This is a genomic window from Photobacterium carnosum (assembly GCF_021236965.1).
Classification (GTDB): domain Bacteria; phylum Pseudomonadota; class Gammaproteobacteria; order Enterobacterales; family Vibrionaceae; genus Photobacterium; species Photobacterium carnosum.
In genome coordinates, this window is record NZ_WMDN01000001.1 from 1 (window position 1) to 18,312 (window position 18,312).

Genomic DNA, 18,312 nt, shown 5'->3' on the forward strand with positions numbered 1-18,312 from the left:
ACCTTGGGGGCCACACCATCAGTGCGCATTATGTACCTTATGTTAAATAGGATATATAGCATTAATACTGTAATGCCATTACAACTAGGCTATTGATTAATATCAAATAAACACACTCACCTGTTCTTTAGTTGAGTGTATTTAACAGTATTTTTCTATTTACCATAAAATAGGTAATTAACACTGACGTTAAATACGGTCGCACATTACATTTTGCTTTGTACTTACATTCAGTATTAATTACTTAACCAACCGCTAAGTGTATTTAGATCGCCTTAAAATTAATGGTTTGCGTTTGTGGTCCATTATGGACAAACGTAACTTGATCCATTACGACTGGAACATCTGCTGATGGATTATTTGAATAACCGAAGTTTTCAATTGGCATTCCGTCGTTACCTTTAGTTAGATCATAATTGCCATCGTTATCTTGAAATGCAAACACGGCATAATTGCCAGAAGGTAATGCGTTAATAGAGATCCCTTTGACCAATTCTTGTGGAGAAAACGTATTCATATAAATCGTGGGCCGTTGAGATAAGTTATCCTTTTCATCAAACACCAACACTAAAATAGATGTTTTCGTATCATTGATATTGGTAATTTTAATCGTCAATGGTGAAACATTATCATCAGTAAGCACATTACCCAGCATTACGACACTAAACATAACGCTTAAACCACTCACCCAATGTAATCGACTTACCGTATGCGCATTGTATTTCTCTGATAATAATGCCGCTAACCATAATGTTGCTGCAATACTGACGATTAATACACTGTAATAAGGGGCTAAACGTAAATTATGCAGTAATGGAGCACTTAAATAGACAATAACAACCTGCCAACTAAATACGCGTAATGAATGACGGCCAATATAACTCAATGCTTTACTATGAAGCGCATTAGGATAACGTTGAATGATGACGGCAATCAGATATATCCACACAGTAATATTTAACGTTCGCAACCAACCGAGTTCCGGCTTATTTGCATACGAATACAGTGTCCAACGATGAATACCATAGCTAGAAAATGCACCATGATGAGCAACAAAAATAATAGTCGCAATCATCACCGCAAGAATAGTTAATATAGGATGCTGCCAACGTAATGTTTTATTTTGCAGCATAAAGCCAAGGGCAGATCCGCCGACAAACAATAGTTGCCACGCAAAAATATTAAAATAGCCCAGTTGAAGTTTAAAACTCGAAAATACAAACGAAAATAAAGGTAACAGTATTGTTGTATTAAGCTCTTTACTAAAAATCCAAGCCCCCAGACTGATGCTAATAACTAACCACCCTTGCCCTTTACGGTATGCCACTATGAGTAAAGGCAATAACAACATAAAGACAATATACAATGGAAGAATATCAAAATAGTTCGGCTGGTTAACCAGTGCAGCACTAGCTATAAAGGTTTTAAATGGACTTTCTACAATATAATGTGCACTTTGTTGAAGTGTCGGTGAAGCAGATGGTAAAAATTGTGATGCAATAAGAATCCAAATAAAAACAATGAACAAACAGCCTATATGATACCGATAAATACTAAATGCTCGGTGCCATGCTTTGGTGATGGTCTGAATGTTGGTTAATGACTCTCGACTGTATATCGCGCCTGCAAGCAATCCTGATATAAACACAAAACATTCTGCTGCTCCAAACTGCCCCAATGGCTGTAAAGTCACCGTTTGAATGAGAGAGTATCCGCCACTTATCCATATTAAGTGGTTAATGGTCATTAGTAATAGTAACAAGCCACGAATACTATCTAATGCTGCAATCCTTTTCATTGTTGTTACTCTACTTAACTGTATTTTCGTATTTTTATCAAAAAATGTGCCTTTTTATATACCTAATTATCTTTTAATCTAAAACTTGAATTAACGCCTCATATTTTAAGTGTAACAAGCAGAATATTGCACCCACCAAAAGCCACGCCAAAGAAAATAAGAGGCTTAATCAGTAATAAATGCGAATAGTAATGATGATTGTTATAAATAATATTACGCTTTCCCCTGAATAATCCGCGTTAGTTTAGGCGCAATAAGCAATGTAAACACGGCGATTGCAGCGGTAACATACCCAATTTCACCAAAAACTTCCGCATAAAGAATAAGGCTTTGAGTCGGTTCAACAATCCCTTCGGGTGCAGCCGTTAAACTTGCAATCCAACCGGCTAAAATGGCGGCTGTTGCTGATGTTAAAAACCACATCCCCATTGCAAACCCCATCATTCGCTGTGGCACTAACTGTGCAATCATGGCTAAGCCCAACCCTGATACCAATAACTCCCCTAACGACTGTAATAAATAGCTCACCACTAACCAATTTGAATTGATGATCCCTTGCGGATTTGCAAACCCCGTTGAGAACTTTAGAATTAAAAAGGCCAAACTACATAACACCATCCCAAACGCAAACTTAAACGGCATTGCAAACCGTTCACCGAGTTTATTATAAAGAATGGCTAATAATGGGCTCGCAATCATGATCCAAAATGGATTCAATGCTTGGAATTGTTCAGGTTCTACCTTAAAGCCAAATAAATCATGGCTGACATTATGAATAGCGAAAAAGTTAAGCGAGGTGGGCATTTGAAAATAGAGTGCAAAGAATACGATCCCTTGTAGCATTAAAACAAAAGCGACAAACATCTTCGCCCTTTCAAGCCCCTGGGTTTTGAAGGCTTCTTTGAAATATATAACAACAATGGTTATTCCGATAACAACCAAAATAGCATGCGCATAAAACAAGTGTTGCAATAAAAAGGCACTCAAAAAGCTAAACGCCACCGTTGCAACCACAACCATAAAATAATAACGTTTATTAACGGGCGACATATCAGGCTTGGAACCTATATTTTTAACGATATGCCCCATCACCATAAAGTTAACCATAGTGATTAATAACCCGATTGCACTTACCCCAAATGCCATGCCATAGCCCATCTTTTCGGCAATCCAAGGGCTTAATAACATAGAGAAAAATGAACCTAAGTTAATCGCCATATAATACATGGTAAACGCGCCATCAAGACGAGGATCATTTTCCTCATACGATTTGGCAAGTAAGCTTGAAGGGTTGGCTTTAAATAAACCATTACCCATGGTAATAAAGCCCATTGCTATATAGATAAGTTCTTTGCCGCCAACGTCACCTGCTGCTGATAATCCTAATAAAGAGTAACCAATTGTTAGAATGAAAGCCCCGAGCGTGATTGTCCGTTTTGTACCAAGGATCTTATCCCCAACCCAGCCACCAATTGCCACCGAACCAAAAATTAACGCAGAAAACGCACCAAATAAGGTAAATGACTCAGCCTCTGACATGCCAAGAATATTGACCATGTATACAGTAAGAATGGCCTGCATACCGTAGAATCCAAATCTCTCCCAAAATTCTACTGAAAATATGAGATAAAACGGTTTAGGTTGTTTAAATACATTTACCTCTGACATACGCCATTCCTTAAATCAGTCGCAATTGTTTTAATAGTAGTCGTTATATTTCAAGTGCGAGTCGTGAGGCTGATTCAAAGACCAGATACTATCGAATTAGGTTTATTTATTTGGGCGGGACGGTTAAGAATAGAAATAACAACATGATTAAAAACAGATAACGTTACAATGCTGGTGGTTATGTATAAACGAATACAATGAAGGCAATAATCGTTTAAATTATTGCCTTATATAAACGAATAATCGCTTTAATTCTTTAGCGTATTAATCATTGACGATCAACCACCTGCTAATTTAACCGTGTGGCCTTTTTTCTCAAGATGCGCTTTTATTACATCACGCTTATCACCTTGAATTTCAATTTTTCCATCTTTAACTGCACCACCACAGCCGCAAACTTTTTTTAATTCAGCAGCAATCAGTTTAAGTTGAGGATCTTCAACATCAAGTCCAGAGACAATACAAACCCCCTTACCTTTACGGCCTTTTGTTTCACGCTGAATACGAACAATACCATCACCTTTTGGACGTACTGGTTGTTCTTTTTCTTCTTTGATTCGACCAGTCTCGGTTGAGAAAACTAAACGGTTATTATCACTCATTGTGCAATCGATCTCACTTGGTTGCTTGATTGTGTGAATACCATTAAAAGTTAACACATCAATCTTGCTAAATACTCATGAAGCAATACTATCAATAAATGGTACTCTAACGGAACATCTTATGATTCGTAATGTGATTTTTGATTTTGGTGCAGTGATGTTTGAATGGAATCCACTTCAAATTGTGAATAGTTTTACTACATCACAACCAGAACGTGAAATATTGCTGCGTGATGTACTACAACATCCTGATTGGCTATCACTCGATCGTGGCACTATGCTTATTGCAGAAGTACTCCCTAAATTTTCAGCTCGTACTCAAATATCCCCTCGACGGATGGAAGATTTTATTCTACACATTCAACTTAGTTTGACAAAAATACAGCAAACTGAAACATTGTTTTATAAGTTAACACGACAACCCTACTCGCTCTATTACCTTACCAATATGTGCAGTGCTTTTTTTGATACTCTTTATGAGAAACACCATTTTATTTCATTTTTTGATGGCGGATTAGTTTCAGGAAAAGAATTGGTAATGAAACCAGAACAAGAAATATTTATGCGGCTATGCGAACGTTACCAATTAACACCACAAGAAAGCTTATTTATTGATGATAATAGTGAAAATATTCAAATAGCCTCTACGCTTGGTTTTAATACTATTCAATTTAATCAAACACCCACATGTTTTCAGCAAATCGAAAAACAACTATCACTGCATTAAATTCAAATCATTTACTAAATTTTACATAAAATTGAACATTGTTATAGCGACTCAGTCTATTATCTATAAAGAAGCGCTAATAATATCAGGAGATTATGTGAAAAAAGTTTTTATGGCTGCCATGTTCGTTGTAGCTGCAACGGTATCAACCATGAGCTATGCCGCCAACGAATGTAATGGAAAATACATCGTAGGCCCAATTGAAACTATTTATGTTAAAGATCTTAATATGGATTTCAAAGCACGTATTGATACTGGAGCAAATACAACATCGATTAATGCTTATGACTTACATGTTATTGATGGAAATAATAACCCTACAGATACCAAAAAAAGTTGGCATAAAAATCTAGGGAAAATGATCAGTTTCAAAACAGCTAACGCGCAAGGACAAGAAGAAACACATACTGGAAAAATAATCAAAATCAGCAAGATACGAAATGCTCAAGGTGTTGAACGCCGCTATGCTGTTGTTATGGATTTAATTTGGAATGGTAAAAGCCATGCCATTCCTGTCAATTTACGTGATCGTAAAAAATTAGAATATAAATTACTGATTGGTCGTAATTGGTTAGATGGCCGCTATTTAGTTGATGTATCAAAAAATGATAACGATGATTAATCCTTAACTAAAATTCAAGTAAATAAAATAGTGCCTGTAATAAATAGGCACTGTTTTTTTAGAATGTAATAGCCTTATCTAAATATTTTTTAATTGAAACTAAATCCCCCTTAACTAACTGTCCTCGCACAAGGGCATACCATTCATTATTTTTACCATTATCATTTCTCAAAACAATCCCTTTATACTGTTCCGAATGAGCAATTAATGATGATTTCATTGTTTGTCGATGAGTATCAAACCTTTCTGGCGGCATAAAGACTTTTGTCTCACACCACCAATCTACACTCTTTTTAATGTTGGTTATCATTCCTTTGACTGTTTTCCCATTAATGGTTGTTTTCCAGTCAGAGGTGAACCCTGTACTATTCTCAACGATATAACCACGATGAAAAAGACGTTTTTTTATTGTCATACTCTATACCTTATTAAAGAAGTAGTTTCTTTAATAATCATTACTTTAACTACGCATATAATAATAAGACTTAAATGCTTAAGCTAGTTTTTTGTAATTATTCTTCCGTTTTTCGATGATCGTTGCTATTATTTAAGTATATAAAGTTATAGTGCATTAGGTGTTATAGTGGCTAAGAAAATTACCGTTATTGAAGATGAAATAATACGCAACGCAAGTCTTACTGATTTTTCAACCATTGCTGAATCGATTACAGTTTGGCAACGACTAACACATCAACAATATGCTAAAAACACATTAATCGCATTTAAAAATGATTGGAATAGTTTCTTACTTTTCTGTTCACAACACAACACATCAGCGTTACCCGCATCAGCTGAAATTGTTCATCGTTATATAGAAAAAATGGCACTCACCCGTAAGCTAGCCAGCCTAAAACGTTACATTGTCACTATTAGTTTGGTTCATCGTTGTCATGCATTACCTAACCCCTGTTTAAGTAATGAAATAAAACTTGCCATGCACAAACAGCGCCTTGATAAACATGATGATTATACTAATGCTCATGGTTTTCGTGATAACCATTTACATGAGCTTCTTGAATCATTTTCGCACGCAACTAAAGCCAAAGATGTACGCGATATGGCGATTTGGGCAATGACCTTTGAAGCAATGCTAAAGCGTTCAGAAGTAACCGCATTAACCATTAACGATATTGAAATCACACCTGATGGTTTAATTACTCTTTCGGTAAACGGTACTTTAATTGCATTAAGTGATATCGCCTCGCAAGCTGTCAACCGTTGGCTGACATTATCGATGATAGACAGCGGTTTTGTTTTCCGACGTATTGATAGACATAATAATATTGGTGATAACCCTCTTGATCACTCATCGATCTACCGTATATTTAGACGTGCAAGCCAAGAGCTAGATCTTCCTACTGACGTAATATTTTCAGGGCAATCACCACGGGTCGGTGCGAGCCAAGATTTAGCTGACGCGGGGCTGTCTATTCATCAAATACAACACCAAGGACGATGGCGAAGCCCTGCTATGCCGGCTCAATATATTGGTCAACGCGCTAAACGGGATAGCACCTTAAAGAAATTTGCCAACAAAAATGGCAAATAACACACAAGCACGATAAAAATGACATAAAAAAGCCAACCTTTGATACACCTTCAACAACAAAGAGCATCAAGGTTGGCTTAATAATAACTGATTAAATATTTATTTAACGGCGTTTTTAATCGCTTTTTCAATAAAATCAGTAAAGTTATGGCCATAGTTCTCTAACATTTTAGGGAACATTGAAATTGGCGTCATGCCTGGGAAGGTATTGATTTCATTTAATAGAATTTCATTATCTTCACTCAAGAAGAAATCAATACGCGATAAATCTTTAAGCTTCATTTGCTCAAACGCTTTACGAGCATAATGCTGAATCGCTTCAACTTGTTCTGCAGTTAAATTACGCGCTTCAACCTGAGTGGTTGATAAGCTATCAGTACTGTATTTTTCTTCATAGCTATAAAACTTATCATCAGGGCACGATACTTCACCCGGTTTAGTAATAATAAGTTGATCACCATATTGATAAGCCGCAACTTCTAACTCACGAGGCTTAATGGTTTTTTCAATTAATACTTGGTTTGAATAACCGAATGCATTGTTAACCGCTGTACGTAATTCTTCTGCGTTCTCAACACTATAACAACCGACAGATGAACCTTGGCATGCTGCCTTAACAAACACCTTGCCCCACTGGCTTAATGCCGCTGATGCTTGTTGGTGAGCTTCTTCCGTATTCTCACTCAAGAAAACATAAGGCGTATTAGGAATATTCAACGCATCAAACCACAACTTAGTGGTAATTTTATTAAAACAGTTTGTACTCGCTTCAGCGCCACAGCCTAAATAAGGTAAACCTGCTAAATCAAATAATGATTGCAAATCGCCAGTTTCACCAGGAAAGCCATGCACACAAGGGATCACGTAATCAATCGTGACAGGTTGCTCACCGACAGCGGACAATGTTTTATCTAAATTCAATTCGCAAGAATGTTGATTTCCATTTAACCAACCTTCATTTTTTGTCATTTCGACACGAGTATAGCTAACGCCATCAATCACTTTTAATTGTTGTTCAATAAAGTTTGCAGATACAAGAGAAACTTCATGCTCAGCGCTACCGCCGCCGCATAATAATAAAACATGGATAGAACTCATTATCGTTCCTTAATTAGACCAATCACAATACAATGCAGATTACAAAAACCTTGATAAACCACCAAGGTCAAAAAAAATAAGACATTCACGGCTGAATATAGTAATCAAAAAAGTAATATGAATGTACCCTCTATATCATCATATCGTGATTTATTTTTAAATCCTGCCAGGTTTATACTGCAACTGGTGAATTAACCACCATTTATAGCCTGTTTATATCAACGATTATTGTAACTGCTTCAATTGTGGCGAGCCAGTATGTTCAATATCATAAAAATTCCGCACAAATGCCCCACTTTGCTGTAAAGCTTCAGGTAACAATGCCAATGCAGCTTTTGCTTGCTCATGATCGGAGTAATGCCCAAGTAATAAGGTATAAACTTGACTACCATTGATCATCTTCTTATTTAGCCAAGCTGGTTGCTGGCTATCTAATAGCAATAATAAGGTCACTAATGATTGTTCATCTCTTGATGCTGTGATTTGAACGCTATAACCATGCATATCAACTGTTTGATATTTATCATCAACAATCGGATCATCAACGCGTGTTTGATCCTCTACCACCGCATCATTAACTGGCTCAATAACTTCGGGTTCAACCGTCTTTATAGCATCAACTGTTGGCTCTGTAGCAGCTGTTGAATCAGTAACTATAGCTGAATCAGTAACTATAGCTGATTCAGTAACCGTCGCGGGTTGAGTCACATCGGTAGCGACAGTTGTTACCGCGGCTTTATCTGTAACAATTACAGGTTCATCAATAGTTGTATCATTTGCCACTTGTACTGTGGTTGGTTCCGTCACCACGTCAGTAATAGTACTATCTGCTGCAATGACTGAAGGCTCTATCGATGTAACGTCTTCTACTGGTTCAATTTTAGTAACTGGTTGATTTTCAATAACCTGTTCACTCACTGCTATCGAATCTATCGATTGATACAAAGGGTCTGTTTTAACTGATGCGTCTAATTCCGCAACAACTGTTGGCTCAACAAACTTTGCAGTCGACTTCATCGTGTTAATTGTTTCAATCGGAACCTGTAATGGCGTTTTAGGTGGCAGTAATTGAGCACAACCCACCAAGCTCGATAACAGGCTCAATGTAATAATTTTTTTCATTTTATTCTCTCTTATTCCACAGTAGAACAGTTAGTGTGCTCATCATAAAAACAATTGAATGACAGATAGTTAGTAATAGTTTGCCGCAGCGTTTAATTACAATCAAACAGTTCATAACGATAGATCCATCGAAAGGTAATTATGTTACCATGGTTACGTTAAACATTGTTTTTATAACAATAATATGAACCTTATTTTTCTGCTACTGCCTAGGAGCCTCAATGGCTGATCCACATATTAAATGCGAACTTGATATTCTTGATAAACTAACCGTTATCTTATATCGCTCAGCATTCACTCTTGCCGCTATTATCATGGCGGTAATTGGTACAGAAACACATACTGCGACACCTTTCCTTGTTATCGTCGCTTTACTCGCCTCAACAACAGTTCATATTTATGACAAACGTTTTCGCTGGCTTATTCAAGGTGCTGGCTTGTTTGCAGCGATCTGGTTAATTTCCGGATTATGGCAACCATTAGCATTAGGCGCCGCTTTATTTGTTTTTAGCGCACTTTCAATAAAAGAATATTTCTGTTTTCGAGTAAAAATACTTCTATTAACGCCCCTTATTTTGGCGGCATTTTGGTTTTGTTTCGTCTTTAATGTCATGCATGTTGCGATTGGGTTTGCAATGGTCGGTGCTGCATTACTTGCCTTTGCTGCTTTTAGTAAATGGCGGATGCCGCTACATTTTGATATTGGTGATAAAAGCCGCTACCAAGTGTAATCTGCTTATTGTGCTCTTTAGCCACCAGCTAATAAGCCACCAGCAGCAAAAAAAGAGATCAAATGATCTCTTTTTTATTGTTTAGCTAAATGTTTTTGTTTATACATTGCTGCATCTGCTTGATTAATAGCACTCACTATATTACCGCCTACCTCAACAATTCCATAAGAAAAGCTAACATGCAGTTGTTTTGCTAAAAAGTATGCTTCAATATTACAGCGAATAACTTCTATCCGTTGCTGTACGCCACGACATGGAGAGCCCTCCAGTAATAATACAAACTCATCGCCACCAAATCGTATTATAGCATCACGATCTCGCAGCATACTTTTAACGGTTTGTGCAAAATCACGTAAAACCTCATCACCTTTATTATGCCCATAGATATCGTTAATTAATTTAAAACCATCTAAATCAATAAAGACTAATGTTTGATAGGCTTTAGCATACGTCGATTCTAAATAACTTTTTTGATAACACTGGTTAATATATCAATATTAATGCTATCGTTAGCGTCATAGATACTACAAATAATAAACGATTGATTAAAATGTATTATCTTTTGTCGGAAAGTATGAAAAAATCGCCTTCCCTTTTCAGTGTCTACCGTTTCATTCGATACGAGAAAACACGTATCACTATTGAGTAATTCTTTATCTAAATCAATACATGTTTGATAATCAGGAAATCGCTCACAGGCTTGCGCAGCACTATAATTAACAAGGTCAATACCTAAATAATTAATAAGCGGTTCATTATTATAAATAGCATTCCCTTCACGATTACGAATAATAACAAGGGCGTTACTAGTATTGATTAATGTATACTTTTTAAGTATTTAACATTACCTACATCAGTATAAATAAGCACTGAATACCGCAAAAAACAATACTAATATAGATTATATTTATTTTGAATTATTAGGCCTAATACAAAACAAACACTATTCATTAAGATATCCGTTCTACACCATAAAATAAATAAATCATCCTCTTTTTTCAGATCACATTATAACGATAAAAAAAGCAGCTCTGCCATATTTAGAGATAAAGTATCAATATTGTCGATATAGGGATGACTATCTTATGAGTAATATTACCGCTTTTTTAAAACCAACCAGTATCGCAGTGATTGGGGCATCGAACAATCCACACCGTATCGGCTATATAGTTGTCAGTAATCTGTTATCAGGATGCTTTAACGGCCCTATTATTCCCGTCACACCAAAGTATACCGCTGTCGCAGGGATTTTGGCTTACCGCAGTATTGATACGATGCCTATAATCCCTGATATAGCAATTATTTGTACCCGTGCAGATCTTACTCCCGATATTATTAATCAACTTGGGCACAAAGGTGTTAAAACTGTCATTGTTATCGCCGCCGGTATGACTCCTAGAACTAACCATAAAGACACAATTAACCACCAACAACAAATGCTTATCAATGCTCAACGTTATAATATACGAATTATCGGCCCCAATAGCCTTGGCATTATTTTACCTTGGCTTAACCTTAATGCGTCGGTGTCTCCAATCCCTGCTAATAAAGGTAATATCGCGTTTATTTCACAATCAGCCGCAGTCTGTACCACAATTCTTGATTGGGCGCAGAATAAGGAAATAGGATTCTCTACGTTTATTTCTTTGGGTGATGCTTGTGACATTAATTTTGCCGAACTGCTTGATATTTTAAGCCAAGATACAAAAACAGACGCTATATTGCTCTACATTGACAATATCAAAGATGCTAGACAGTTTATTTCAGCAGCCCGTGCCGCTGCACGTAACTGTCGTATATTAGTATTAAAAAGTGGTAGAACAAACATGGGACAATCGACGGCATTATTGCATTCTAATGATGAAATCAGTGTGGACGAGGTTTATGATGCAGCCATTCGTCGTTCTGGTATGTTACGCGTTCATACAACCCATGATTTATTTGCAGCGGTTGAAACATTAGCACATTCAGTACCATTACGCGGAGAACGATTGGCTATTGTCACTAATGGTGCAGGTCCTGCCGTTATGGCAGTCGATGCGTTATCTGATCGTAGTGGAAAATTAGCACAATTAAGTACAGAAACAGTAGCAAAGTTATCTCATGTCTTACCCGCCTATTGGTCACACACTAATCCAATAGATATTATGGGTGATGCAAACACTACGCGTTACCAACAAGTCATTAATATTCTACTTGATAGTGATGATTTTGATGCGCTACTTATCATGCATAGTCCTTCAGCTATTGCTAATAGTACTCACACCGCGAAGATAGTTATTGATACCCTCCACCAGCATTCTCGCAGTCAACGTTTTAATATATTAACTAATTGGTCGGGTGAAAATGAAGCTACTGACGCTCGTATTCTTTTTACTCAAGCGCGTTTACCAACTTATCGTACACCAGAAAGTGCGATCTCAGCTTTCATGCATTTAGTCGAATACCGTCGTAACCAACGTCAATTAATGGAAACGCCAGTGTCAATTGGTGAAATTACCGCAGATCCTCACTATGTGCGCCATGAAATACAACGTTTACTGCAACAAAATATTTATCATCTTGAGACTCATGAGATACGTCCGTTACTTGAAAGCTATGGTTTTACTACTCTTCCAACGTGGATAGCCTCTGATGCCGCTGAAGCAGTCTATATTGCAGAACAAATTGGGTATCCCGTAGCGGTAAAATTACGATCTCCAGATATTCGTCATAAATCGGATATTCATGGCGTGGTGTTATACCTACGTGATGCCAATGAAGTAGCCAATGCCGCTGATGCTATTTTGTCTCGTGTTGCACTGTATTATCCCAGTGCCCGTATTGACGGATTATTAATCCAACGTATGGCAAATCGATCTGGCGCACAAGAATTACGGATCGGTGTCCATAACGATCCTGTCTTTGGGCCAGTGATCATGCTTGGCGAAGAAACCATTGATTGGAATATTGAACGTGATGCCGTCGTTGCGTTACCACCGTTAAACATGGCTCTTGCCCGTTATATGGTGATCAATGCGTTAAAGCGTAACAAAATCAAACAACGCAGCAGTTTAGAGCCGATATCTATTCCAGCGTTATGCCAATTTTTAGTGACTATTTCTCAAATGATCATTGATTGTCCTGATATTAACGCCTTGGATATTCACCCCTTACTGATCTCGGGCGATGAATTAACGATTATTGATGCTTCAATGGATATCACAACGTTTAATGGCGATATTCAGCAACGATTAGCGATTCGTCCTTACCCTAAAGAATATGAACAACAGTGCCAGCTTAAAGACGGTAAACAGATATTGCTTCGTCCTATTCTTCCTGAAGATGAACCAACCCATAAAGCCTTTATTAGCCAAGTATCAGAAGAAGATCTTTATAAACGTTTTTTCTCTGAAATTGGCGAGTTAAATCATGAGGCCTTAGCCAAATTCACCCAAATCGATTACGACCGTGAAATGGCTTTTGTTGCTGTTTATGATGAGATGATTATCGGTGTTGCTCGTGCATTATCAGATGCAAACAATAAAGACGCTGAATTTGCGATTCTCATTCGATCCGATTTTAAAGGGGCAGGTTTAGGGCGAATTTTAATGGTAAAGCTAATTGATTACGCCAAACAGCGCGGGCTTCATACCCTAACAGGAATGACCATGCCAACCAACCGTGGCATGATCACTCTAGCGCAAAAAATGGGGTTTGAGATTGATGTACAATTAGCTGATGGTGTAGTAGATATGCAGTTATTGTTAAACTAACCCCTAGCAATATAAAACAACATGCAGTGAATCATAACCAGTTATTAATAGGGTATTTTAATGCTTTTACAGCGTTACGTTTTGTCTCATCCGCTATAATTATCATTTATGATACAGCTATAGCAGTAATGAGGTGGCAACGTGCATAGATATTATCTCACTTTCAATCGATCTACTGATGCAAACCCTTCACGTATATCATTATCGATAAGAAGACTTATATATAGCATCCTTTGGCTCACAATCTCTTGTTTTAGTTATGCGGGCACAGAACAACCTACAGGAGGAAGTTATGGTTTAGCATTAGATCCCGTCCCTACCGTAAATTTTGTCTTTCTTACGCCCGCTAATGCGCAGCAGCAACAAGCAAAAGACATTGTTCAACATTCATCTATTCTCGCCACAGTGAGGCAACTAAGCCAAACTCGCTATGTTTTCGCCCCCAGCTTAGATATCGTTTTTGGAAGTACTAAAGGTCCTAATTTTGATTCAACTCAAAACGAAATCCAGATCCCTTACCAATATATTACTCAGCTATTACAGCATGTGGCTAAAACAACCCCTTACACTACCCAACAACAACGTTATCAAGCAACAACCGACGCGCTATTATTGACGTTACTGCACGAGATCGGACATGCCTATATTCTTGATCGTGCGATTCCCATACTCGGTAATAATGAAACCATGGTTGATAACTTCGTGACTATATTGCTATTGAATGATATCGATCGAGGAGATGAGATTGCAATTAACAGTAATCAACTATTTAGTATTCATGCTATCAATGATACCCCTTTAAGTAATAATCTTTTTATTCAACAGCATAGCCTTAGCCAACAACGTTATCAGCATATTTTGTGTCTGGTGTACGGTAGTGATCCCACTCGCTACCAACCCTTGCTTGACGCATTGCCTTTAGTACAACAGCAACAGCAACAACGCCAATGTAATGATATTTACTCAACCACACATCAAGGCTGGCTCTATTATTTAGATATTTAGATATTTAACGCAAACAATTAAAATGCATATATATTCAATCTTAAAGATGTAACCCCGTAAATTTTGCAACGATATGCGTACTTAGTCATTTTAAGATGTAATTGTAGAGAATTATTTATACTTACAATCCTCTAATAATAGAATCTGGTATATGTTTAAAGATGAGGCCAGTGTCTATCATTTAAATGAATGGTTTATTACTGCTATTAATTTATTCTGTTATCAATAGGTAAACTATCGTTGTGAAATCACCCCCGAACAATGTCGAATCGTTACCGTCACCACCAGCAAAGGTAAAAACGTCGTGGTGGCATAAGAGTACAAAAGTGGGTTTATCGTTATTGGGGATCGTACTTCTAATACCCATAATAGGTTTAATATGGCTTAATATTCATGGTGTAACGGTAACTGAGGTTAAGGGACTACGTTATGACAATGGTATACAAGCAAAACAAATTTCATTACGTTTATTTAATTACCACGTCACTTTCCATCAGCTCTCTTTGCAACACCAAATTGATCCTAAAAACCTTCTTGATAGCGGAAGTTATCGCCTATTTGCGAAGAAATATGAAATAGAACTGCCTTCAACAACAACAGCGATGTTAGAAAAACAAAATATTTATTTACGCTACATTCACTTTTTTGATGCAACGTTTAGGTTTGTTGATTTCACATCACCATTAACCATTAATGCTCGAGCGCGAAAAGTGACAGCATCTACAGCGCACAGTGACGGTAAAGAATCTGCGGCAACACAAATTATAGAACAGGTTGATGTTACCATTACCAACACCCCCCATTTAGTGATCTCTGGTCATTCAAATAAAGGTAAATTAAACTTCTTTTTCCCACAAGATCAACCCTCGCCACATTACCCAATACGGTTTATTGATAGTCAATTTTCTATTGCTTGGCAAGACAATAAAACGCCAGTATCTGTCACGATTGCATCACTTCATCCTCAATGGGAAACCCTTAATAACACCTTACCAGAACAAGTTATTACCAAATTATCATTAACGTTTGATCTTAACCGCAGTTTACCAACCATGAAATTAATGGCTAACACTGTAAAACTAGAACAACCCAAATATTTACCTGAATTTGTTAATCGTACTGACATCGATAGCAAAGGGATCCACCTCGGACAAGCTATTGCTAATCTTGCCCGTTTACCCATTAAGAAATTAAAAGTAAACGCACTAACTTATGGCGATTTATTAATTGATGCTAAAATGATTTTAAAAACGCCACTAAATACGATAACAGCACAATCGGAAGATCTTAATCACAACCCAACGCCACACCATAAAACCGCGACTGAAAAAGCGAGAAAAAAAATAGAACAACAGGCTAAAACGTTAAATATTGCAACGGACAATAAAACTAAGGCGCATTTTATTGTAAAAGGAAAAGCATTAGCCCCTAATCCATATCAACTTGATGTGAATATCTATCACCTTTCAAAAACAAATGCCCGTGCTCACACCATTATGACTCGTAGTGACGGCAATAACCTTAACTGCGATGTGAAAATAATTTTTCATCAACCATTACCACAATATCTAAATTGCAATGCCAACTTTAAAAATACTAAAGAATTCACCGATCGATTAGGTCTTGACGATATGCCTGATGCTCAAATAAAAGGACCATTACGCTTTTATGCTAAACAAGTGGTAAATAACTTATCAAAAACAACTAACCCGATGGTGATTAATAATAAAATTGTGGATGCACATTACCGAATAGGTATTGAATTACCGCCATCTTTTACTATTGAACTTAATAAATACACCGTTGAAGCCCCATTTTTTCATTCTAAAGATAAAAATACTCATCAGTATCATGATCTAAAACATATTGCCAAAATTCAAATGAACAGTGACGGTAAAATAAACTTCAATATCAGTTATAAAAATAGATTATTCCAAGTGGCGCTAGGTGATAAAGACGAAACAATTAGTTTTAAAAATGCCAATACAAATTCTGAATTTAGTTTTTTTATTGATGAACTCAATTGCTTATATCCTAATATTCAATGTCATATTAACGCTAATATCAATGCCAAAATTAATACAGTACAACCAACAAACGACAGTAAAATTGATAACGTTCTTTTTAGCTCAAAAGTAAAAGCAATATGGGCTAATAATTATTTAATTGCCCAATTACAACAGACCCATTTTCAAGCAAAAAAGTTGTTATTCCAACGTATTCCAACCTTAGAGAATAATAAGATCAATAATATTGATTTCAGCTTAAACCAATTAATAGGTGTTTTTGAAAAGAAAAAAGATCGTTTGAGTGTCATGGTTTATCAACCTAAAAATACCCAAGCACAATTAAGTGCTCAATTATCTACTCGTCATCAAGCCCAAAAAACAACCCTAGTGGCAGACTATAGCGCAGAACTAAACATTGCCGTCAGTAAGCTATTATTACGCCATGAGATATTATTCAATAACACGTCTTTGCAATCACTGGCTACACCATTAACATTATCAAGTAACATCAATATCGCAATAGATAACGTTCAACGTAACTATAAACAACTATTTCCCTCAGCCAACCTTTATGGTCATTTCTATTTAGCCGCGAATAAACTACAAGCTGAAGCTACACTCGCTAACCTTCACAATGACATTTTTGTAAAACTGAATGTTAATACCGATTTAATGACCAAAGAAACCAGAGTGAAGTTACACCGCAATACAATAACGTTCACAAACACTCGCCACTTAAAAAAATATTACTTTCCAACGCTACCTTTACCGTTTGATATTACTGACGGTAGTATTACCATGAGTGCCGTATTTATGATTGACAGTAATAATCAATTAACTGGAACCACTAATATTTCTACGGATCATCTTTCTGGAAATTATCATGGCATTGATGTTAGTCAGCTAGACAGTAATATTCACCTCGCATTCTCGCCTGATGGCATTCAAACCCTCAGCCCTATTGCCTTATTTGCACAACAACTTAAAGCAGGAATAACATTTACCAAACCAAGTTTGATTATTGATGCTAATACCCAAACCAATCAATACACATTACATCGAATAGCCACTTACGTCTTGGGGGGAAGTTTAAGTGCTCATAGTATTAACCTTACGGATTTACCTAAATCAGCATTCATTCCAATGACCATTTTTGGTATTAAAATCGATAAAATAATCGACCAGATTGATCATGATGGAATTGAATTTACAGGGATCCTTGATGGCACTATTCCCATTGCTATTATTGATGGAAAGATTGAAATCCATGACGGCGTGCTTCATTCTCGCTATCCAGGTGGCATATTACGTTATATCGCGGGCTCAATGATTGATGAAAATATCAAAGCCGCAGGCCATCAGAGTCCATTAATGGTGAGTGAAATACTTAAAAATTACCATTATCGTACCTTAGCCATGAAAGTTAACTATGCTAAAGATGGCGTGTTAAAAACACAATCTTACTTCAAAGGGTATAATCCTGATTTTCAGCACGGCCGCCCAATAAATATAAACGTAACCATTGAAGATAATGTACTTGAGCTCATCAAAACAATAAACATACTCAATGCATCCAATGTCGAACAAAAAATTAGTGAGTATTTTAACCATCAATAACATTTAAGG

General features: G+C 36.8%; 14 protein-coding genes. 7 read left to right on the forward strand and 7 right to left on the reverse strand.

The genetic code is table 11. The features are described 5' to 3' along the window. Positions 1-265: 265 nt before the first annotated feature. The 3 genes from opgC to yciH all read right to left on the reverse strand — a co-directional run bounded on the left by opgC (position 266) and on the right by yciH (position 4,068). Positions 266-1,798: an OpgC domain-containing protein gene (opgC, locus tag GLP24_RS00005; protein WP_232615314.1), complete on the reverse strand. Its 1,533-nt coding sequence runs from the start codon at positions 1,796-1,798 to the stop codon at positions 266-268. A gap of 213 nt (positions 1,799-2,011) precedes the next feature. After that, positions 2,012-3,466: a dipeptide/tripeptide permease DtpA gene (dtpA, locus tag GLP24_RS00010; protein WP_232615315.1), complete on the reverse strand. Its 1,455-nt coding sequence runs from the start codon at positions 3,464-3,466 to the stop codon at positions 2,012-2,014. A 278-nt stretch (positions 3,467-3,744) separates the two neighbouring features. Continuing rightward, positions 3,745-4,068: a stress response translation initiation inhibitor YciH gene (yciH, locus tag GLP24_RS00015; protein ID WP_101769176.1), complete on the reverse strand. Its 324-nt coding sequence runs from the start codon at positions 4,066-4,068 to the stop codon at positions 3,745-3,747. A 121-nt stretch (positions 4,069-4,189) separates the two neighbouring features. On the opposite strand from yciH, the gene GLP24_RS00020 reads away from it, so the two are divergent. Then, positions 4,190-4,795, forward strand: coding sequence for an HAD family hydrolase (locus GLP24_RS00020; RefSeq protein WP_101769175.1), 606 nt, complete (start codon positions 4,190-4,192; stop codon positions 4,793-4,795). A 121-nt stretch (positions 4,796-4,916) separates the two neighbouring features. Continuing rightward, positions 4,917-5,417, forward strand: coding sequence for an ATP-dependent zinc protease family protein (locus GLP24_RS00025; protein WP_373322867.1), 501 nt, complete (start codon positions 4,917-4,919; stop codon positions 5,415-5,417). A gap of 58 nt (positions 5,418-5,475) precedes the next feature. On the opposite strand, the gene GLP24_RS00030 is transcribed toward GLP24_RS00025, so the two are convergent. Beyond that, complete coding sequence (locus GLP24_RS00030) at positions 5,476-5,832, reverse strand: DUF3319 domain-containing protein (protein WP_232615316.1); 357 nt, start codon at positions 5,830-5,832, stop codon at positions 5,476-5,478. A gap of 168 nt (positions 5,833-6,000) precedes the next feature. Between GLP24_RS00030 and GLP24_RS00035 the strand changes: the two genes are divergently transcribed. Then, positions 6,001-6,966: a tyrosine-type recombinase/integrase gene (locus tag GLP24_RS00035; protein WP_221943349.1), complete on the forward strand. Its 966-nt coding sequence runs from the start codon at positions 6,001-6,003 to the stop codon at positions 6,964-6,966. A 99-nt stretch (positions 6,967-7,065) separates the two neighbouring features. On the opposite strand, the gene GLP24_RS00040 is transcribed toward GLP24_RS00035, so the two are convergent. Then, entirely contained in the window at positions 7,066-8,064 is a 999-nt protein-coding gene (locus GLP24_RS00040) for a D-alanine--D-alanine ligase (RefSeq protein WP_101769172.1), read from the reverse strand. Between the two features lie 225 nt (positions 8,065-8,289). After that, the gene (locus tag GLP24_RS00045; RefSeq protein ID WP_232615317.1) at positions 8,290-9,186 is read right to left on the reverse strand and encodes an SPOR domain-containing protein; all 897 of its coding nucleotides are present in this window, start codon (positions 9,184-9,186) and stop codon (positions 8,290-8,292) included. A gap of 221 nt (positions 9,187-9,407) precedes the next feature. Between GLP24_RS00045 and GLP24_RS00050 the strand changes: the two genes are divergently transcribed. Then, positions 9,408-9,917: a hypothetical protein gene (locus GLP24_RS00050; protein WP_101769170.1), complete on the forward strand. Its 510-nt coding sequence runs from the start codon at positions 9,408-9,410 to the stop codon at positions 9,915-9,917. Positions 9,918-9,991: 74 nt separating this feature from the next. On the opposite strand, the gene GLP24_RS00055 is transcribed toward GLP24_RS00050, so the two are convergent. After that, positions 9,992-10,405, reverse strand: coding sequence for a GGDEF domain-containing protein (locus tag GLP24_RS00055; RefSeq protein ID WP_331254154.1), 414 nt, complete (start codon positions 10,403-10,405; stop codon positions 9,992-9,994). Positions 10,406-11,002: 597 nt separating this feature from the next. Here GLP24_RS00055 and GLP24_RS00060 point away from each other — a divergent pair. From GLP24_RS00060 to GLP24_RS19905, 3 genes are all read left to right on the forward strand, one after another. Further along, complete coding sequence (locus GLP24_RS00060) at positions 11,003-13,672, forward strand: bifunctional acetate--CoA ligase family protein/GNAT family N-acetyltransferase (RefSeq protein WP_232615318.1); 2,670 nt, start codon at positions 11,003-11,005, stop codon at positions 13,670-13,672. Positions 13,673-13,813: 141 nt separating this feature from the next. Beyond that, positions 13,814-14,677: a DUF4344 domain-containing metallopeptidase gene (locus GLP24_RS00065; protein ID WP_232615319.1), complete on the forward strand. Its 864-nt coding sequence runs from the start codon at positions 13,814-13,816 to the stop codon at positions 14,675-14,677. A gap of 242 nt (positions 14,678-14,919) precedes the next feature. Then, complete coding sequence (locus tag GLP24_RS19905; protein ID WP_232615320.1) at positions 14,920-18,303, forward strand: intermembrane phospholipid transport protein YdbH family protein; 3,384 nt, start codon at positions 14,920-14,922, stop codon at positions 18,301-18,303. The last annotated feature ends 9 nt before the right edge of the window (positions 18,304-18,312 follow it).

What these genes read in the sequence shown, in the direction of transcription:
- opgC (WP_232615314.1), bottom strand. Translation starts at nt 1,798, where the DNA reads ATGAAAAGGATTGCAGCATTAGATAGTATTCGTGGCTTGTTACTATTA.
- dtpA (WP_232615315.1), bottom strand. Translation starts at nt 3,466, where the DNA reads ATGTCAGAGGTAAATGTATTTAAACAACCTAAACCGTTTTATCTCATA.
- yciH (WP_101769176.1), bottom strand. Translation starts at nt 4,068, where the DNA reads ATGAGTGATAATAACCGTTTAGTTTTCTCAACCGAGACTGGTCGAATC.
- GLP24_RS00020 (WP_101769175.1), top strand. Translation starts at nt 4,190, where the DNA reads ATGATTCGTAATGTGATTTTTGATTTTGGTGCAGTGATGTTTGAATGG.
- GLP24_RS00025 (WP_373322867.1), top strand. Translation starts at nt 4,917, where the DNA reads ATGTTCGTTGTAGCTGCAACGGTATCAACCATGAGCTATGCCGCCAAC.
- GLP24_RS00030 (WP_232615316.1), bottom strand. Translation starts at nt 5,832, where the DNA reads ATGACAATAAAAAAACGTCTTTTTCATCGTGGTTATATCGTTGAGAAT.
- GLP24_RS00040 (WP_101769172.1), bottom strand. Translation starts at nt 8,064, where the DNA reads ATGAGTTCTATCCATGTTTTATTATTATGCGGCGGCGGTAGCGCTGAG.
- GLP24_RS00045 (WP_232615317.1), bottom strand. Translation starts at nt 9,186, where the DNA reads ATGAAAAAAATTATTACATTGAGCCTGTTATCGAGCTTGGTGGGTTGT.
- GLP24_RS00050 (WP_101769170.1), top strand. Translation starts at nt 9,408, where the DNA reads ATGGCTGATCCACATATTAAATGCGAACTTGATATTCTTGATAAACTA.
- GLP24_RS00060 (WP_232615318.1), top strand. Translation starts at nt 11,003, where the DNA reads ATGAGTAATATTACCGCTTTTTTAAAACCAACCAGTATCGCAGTGATT.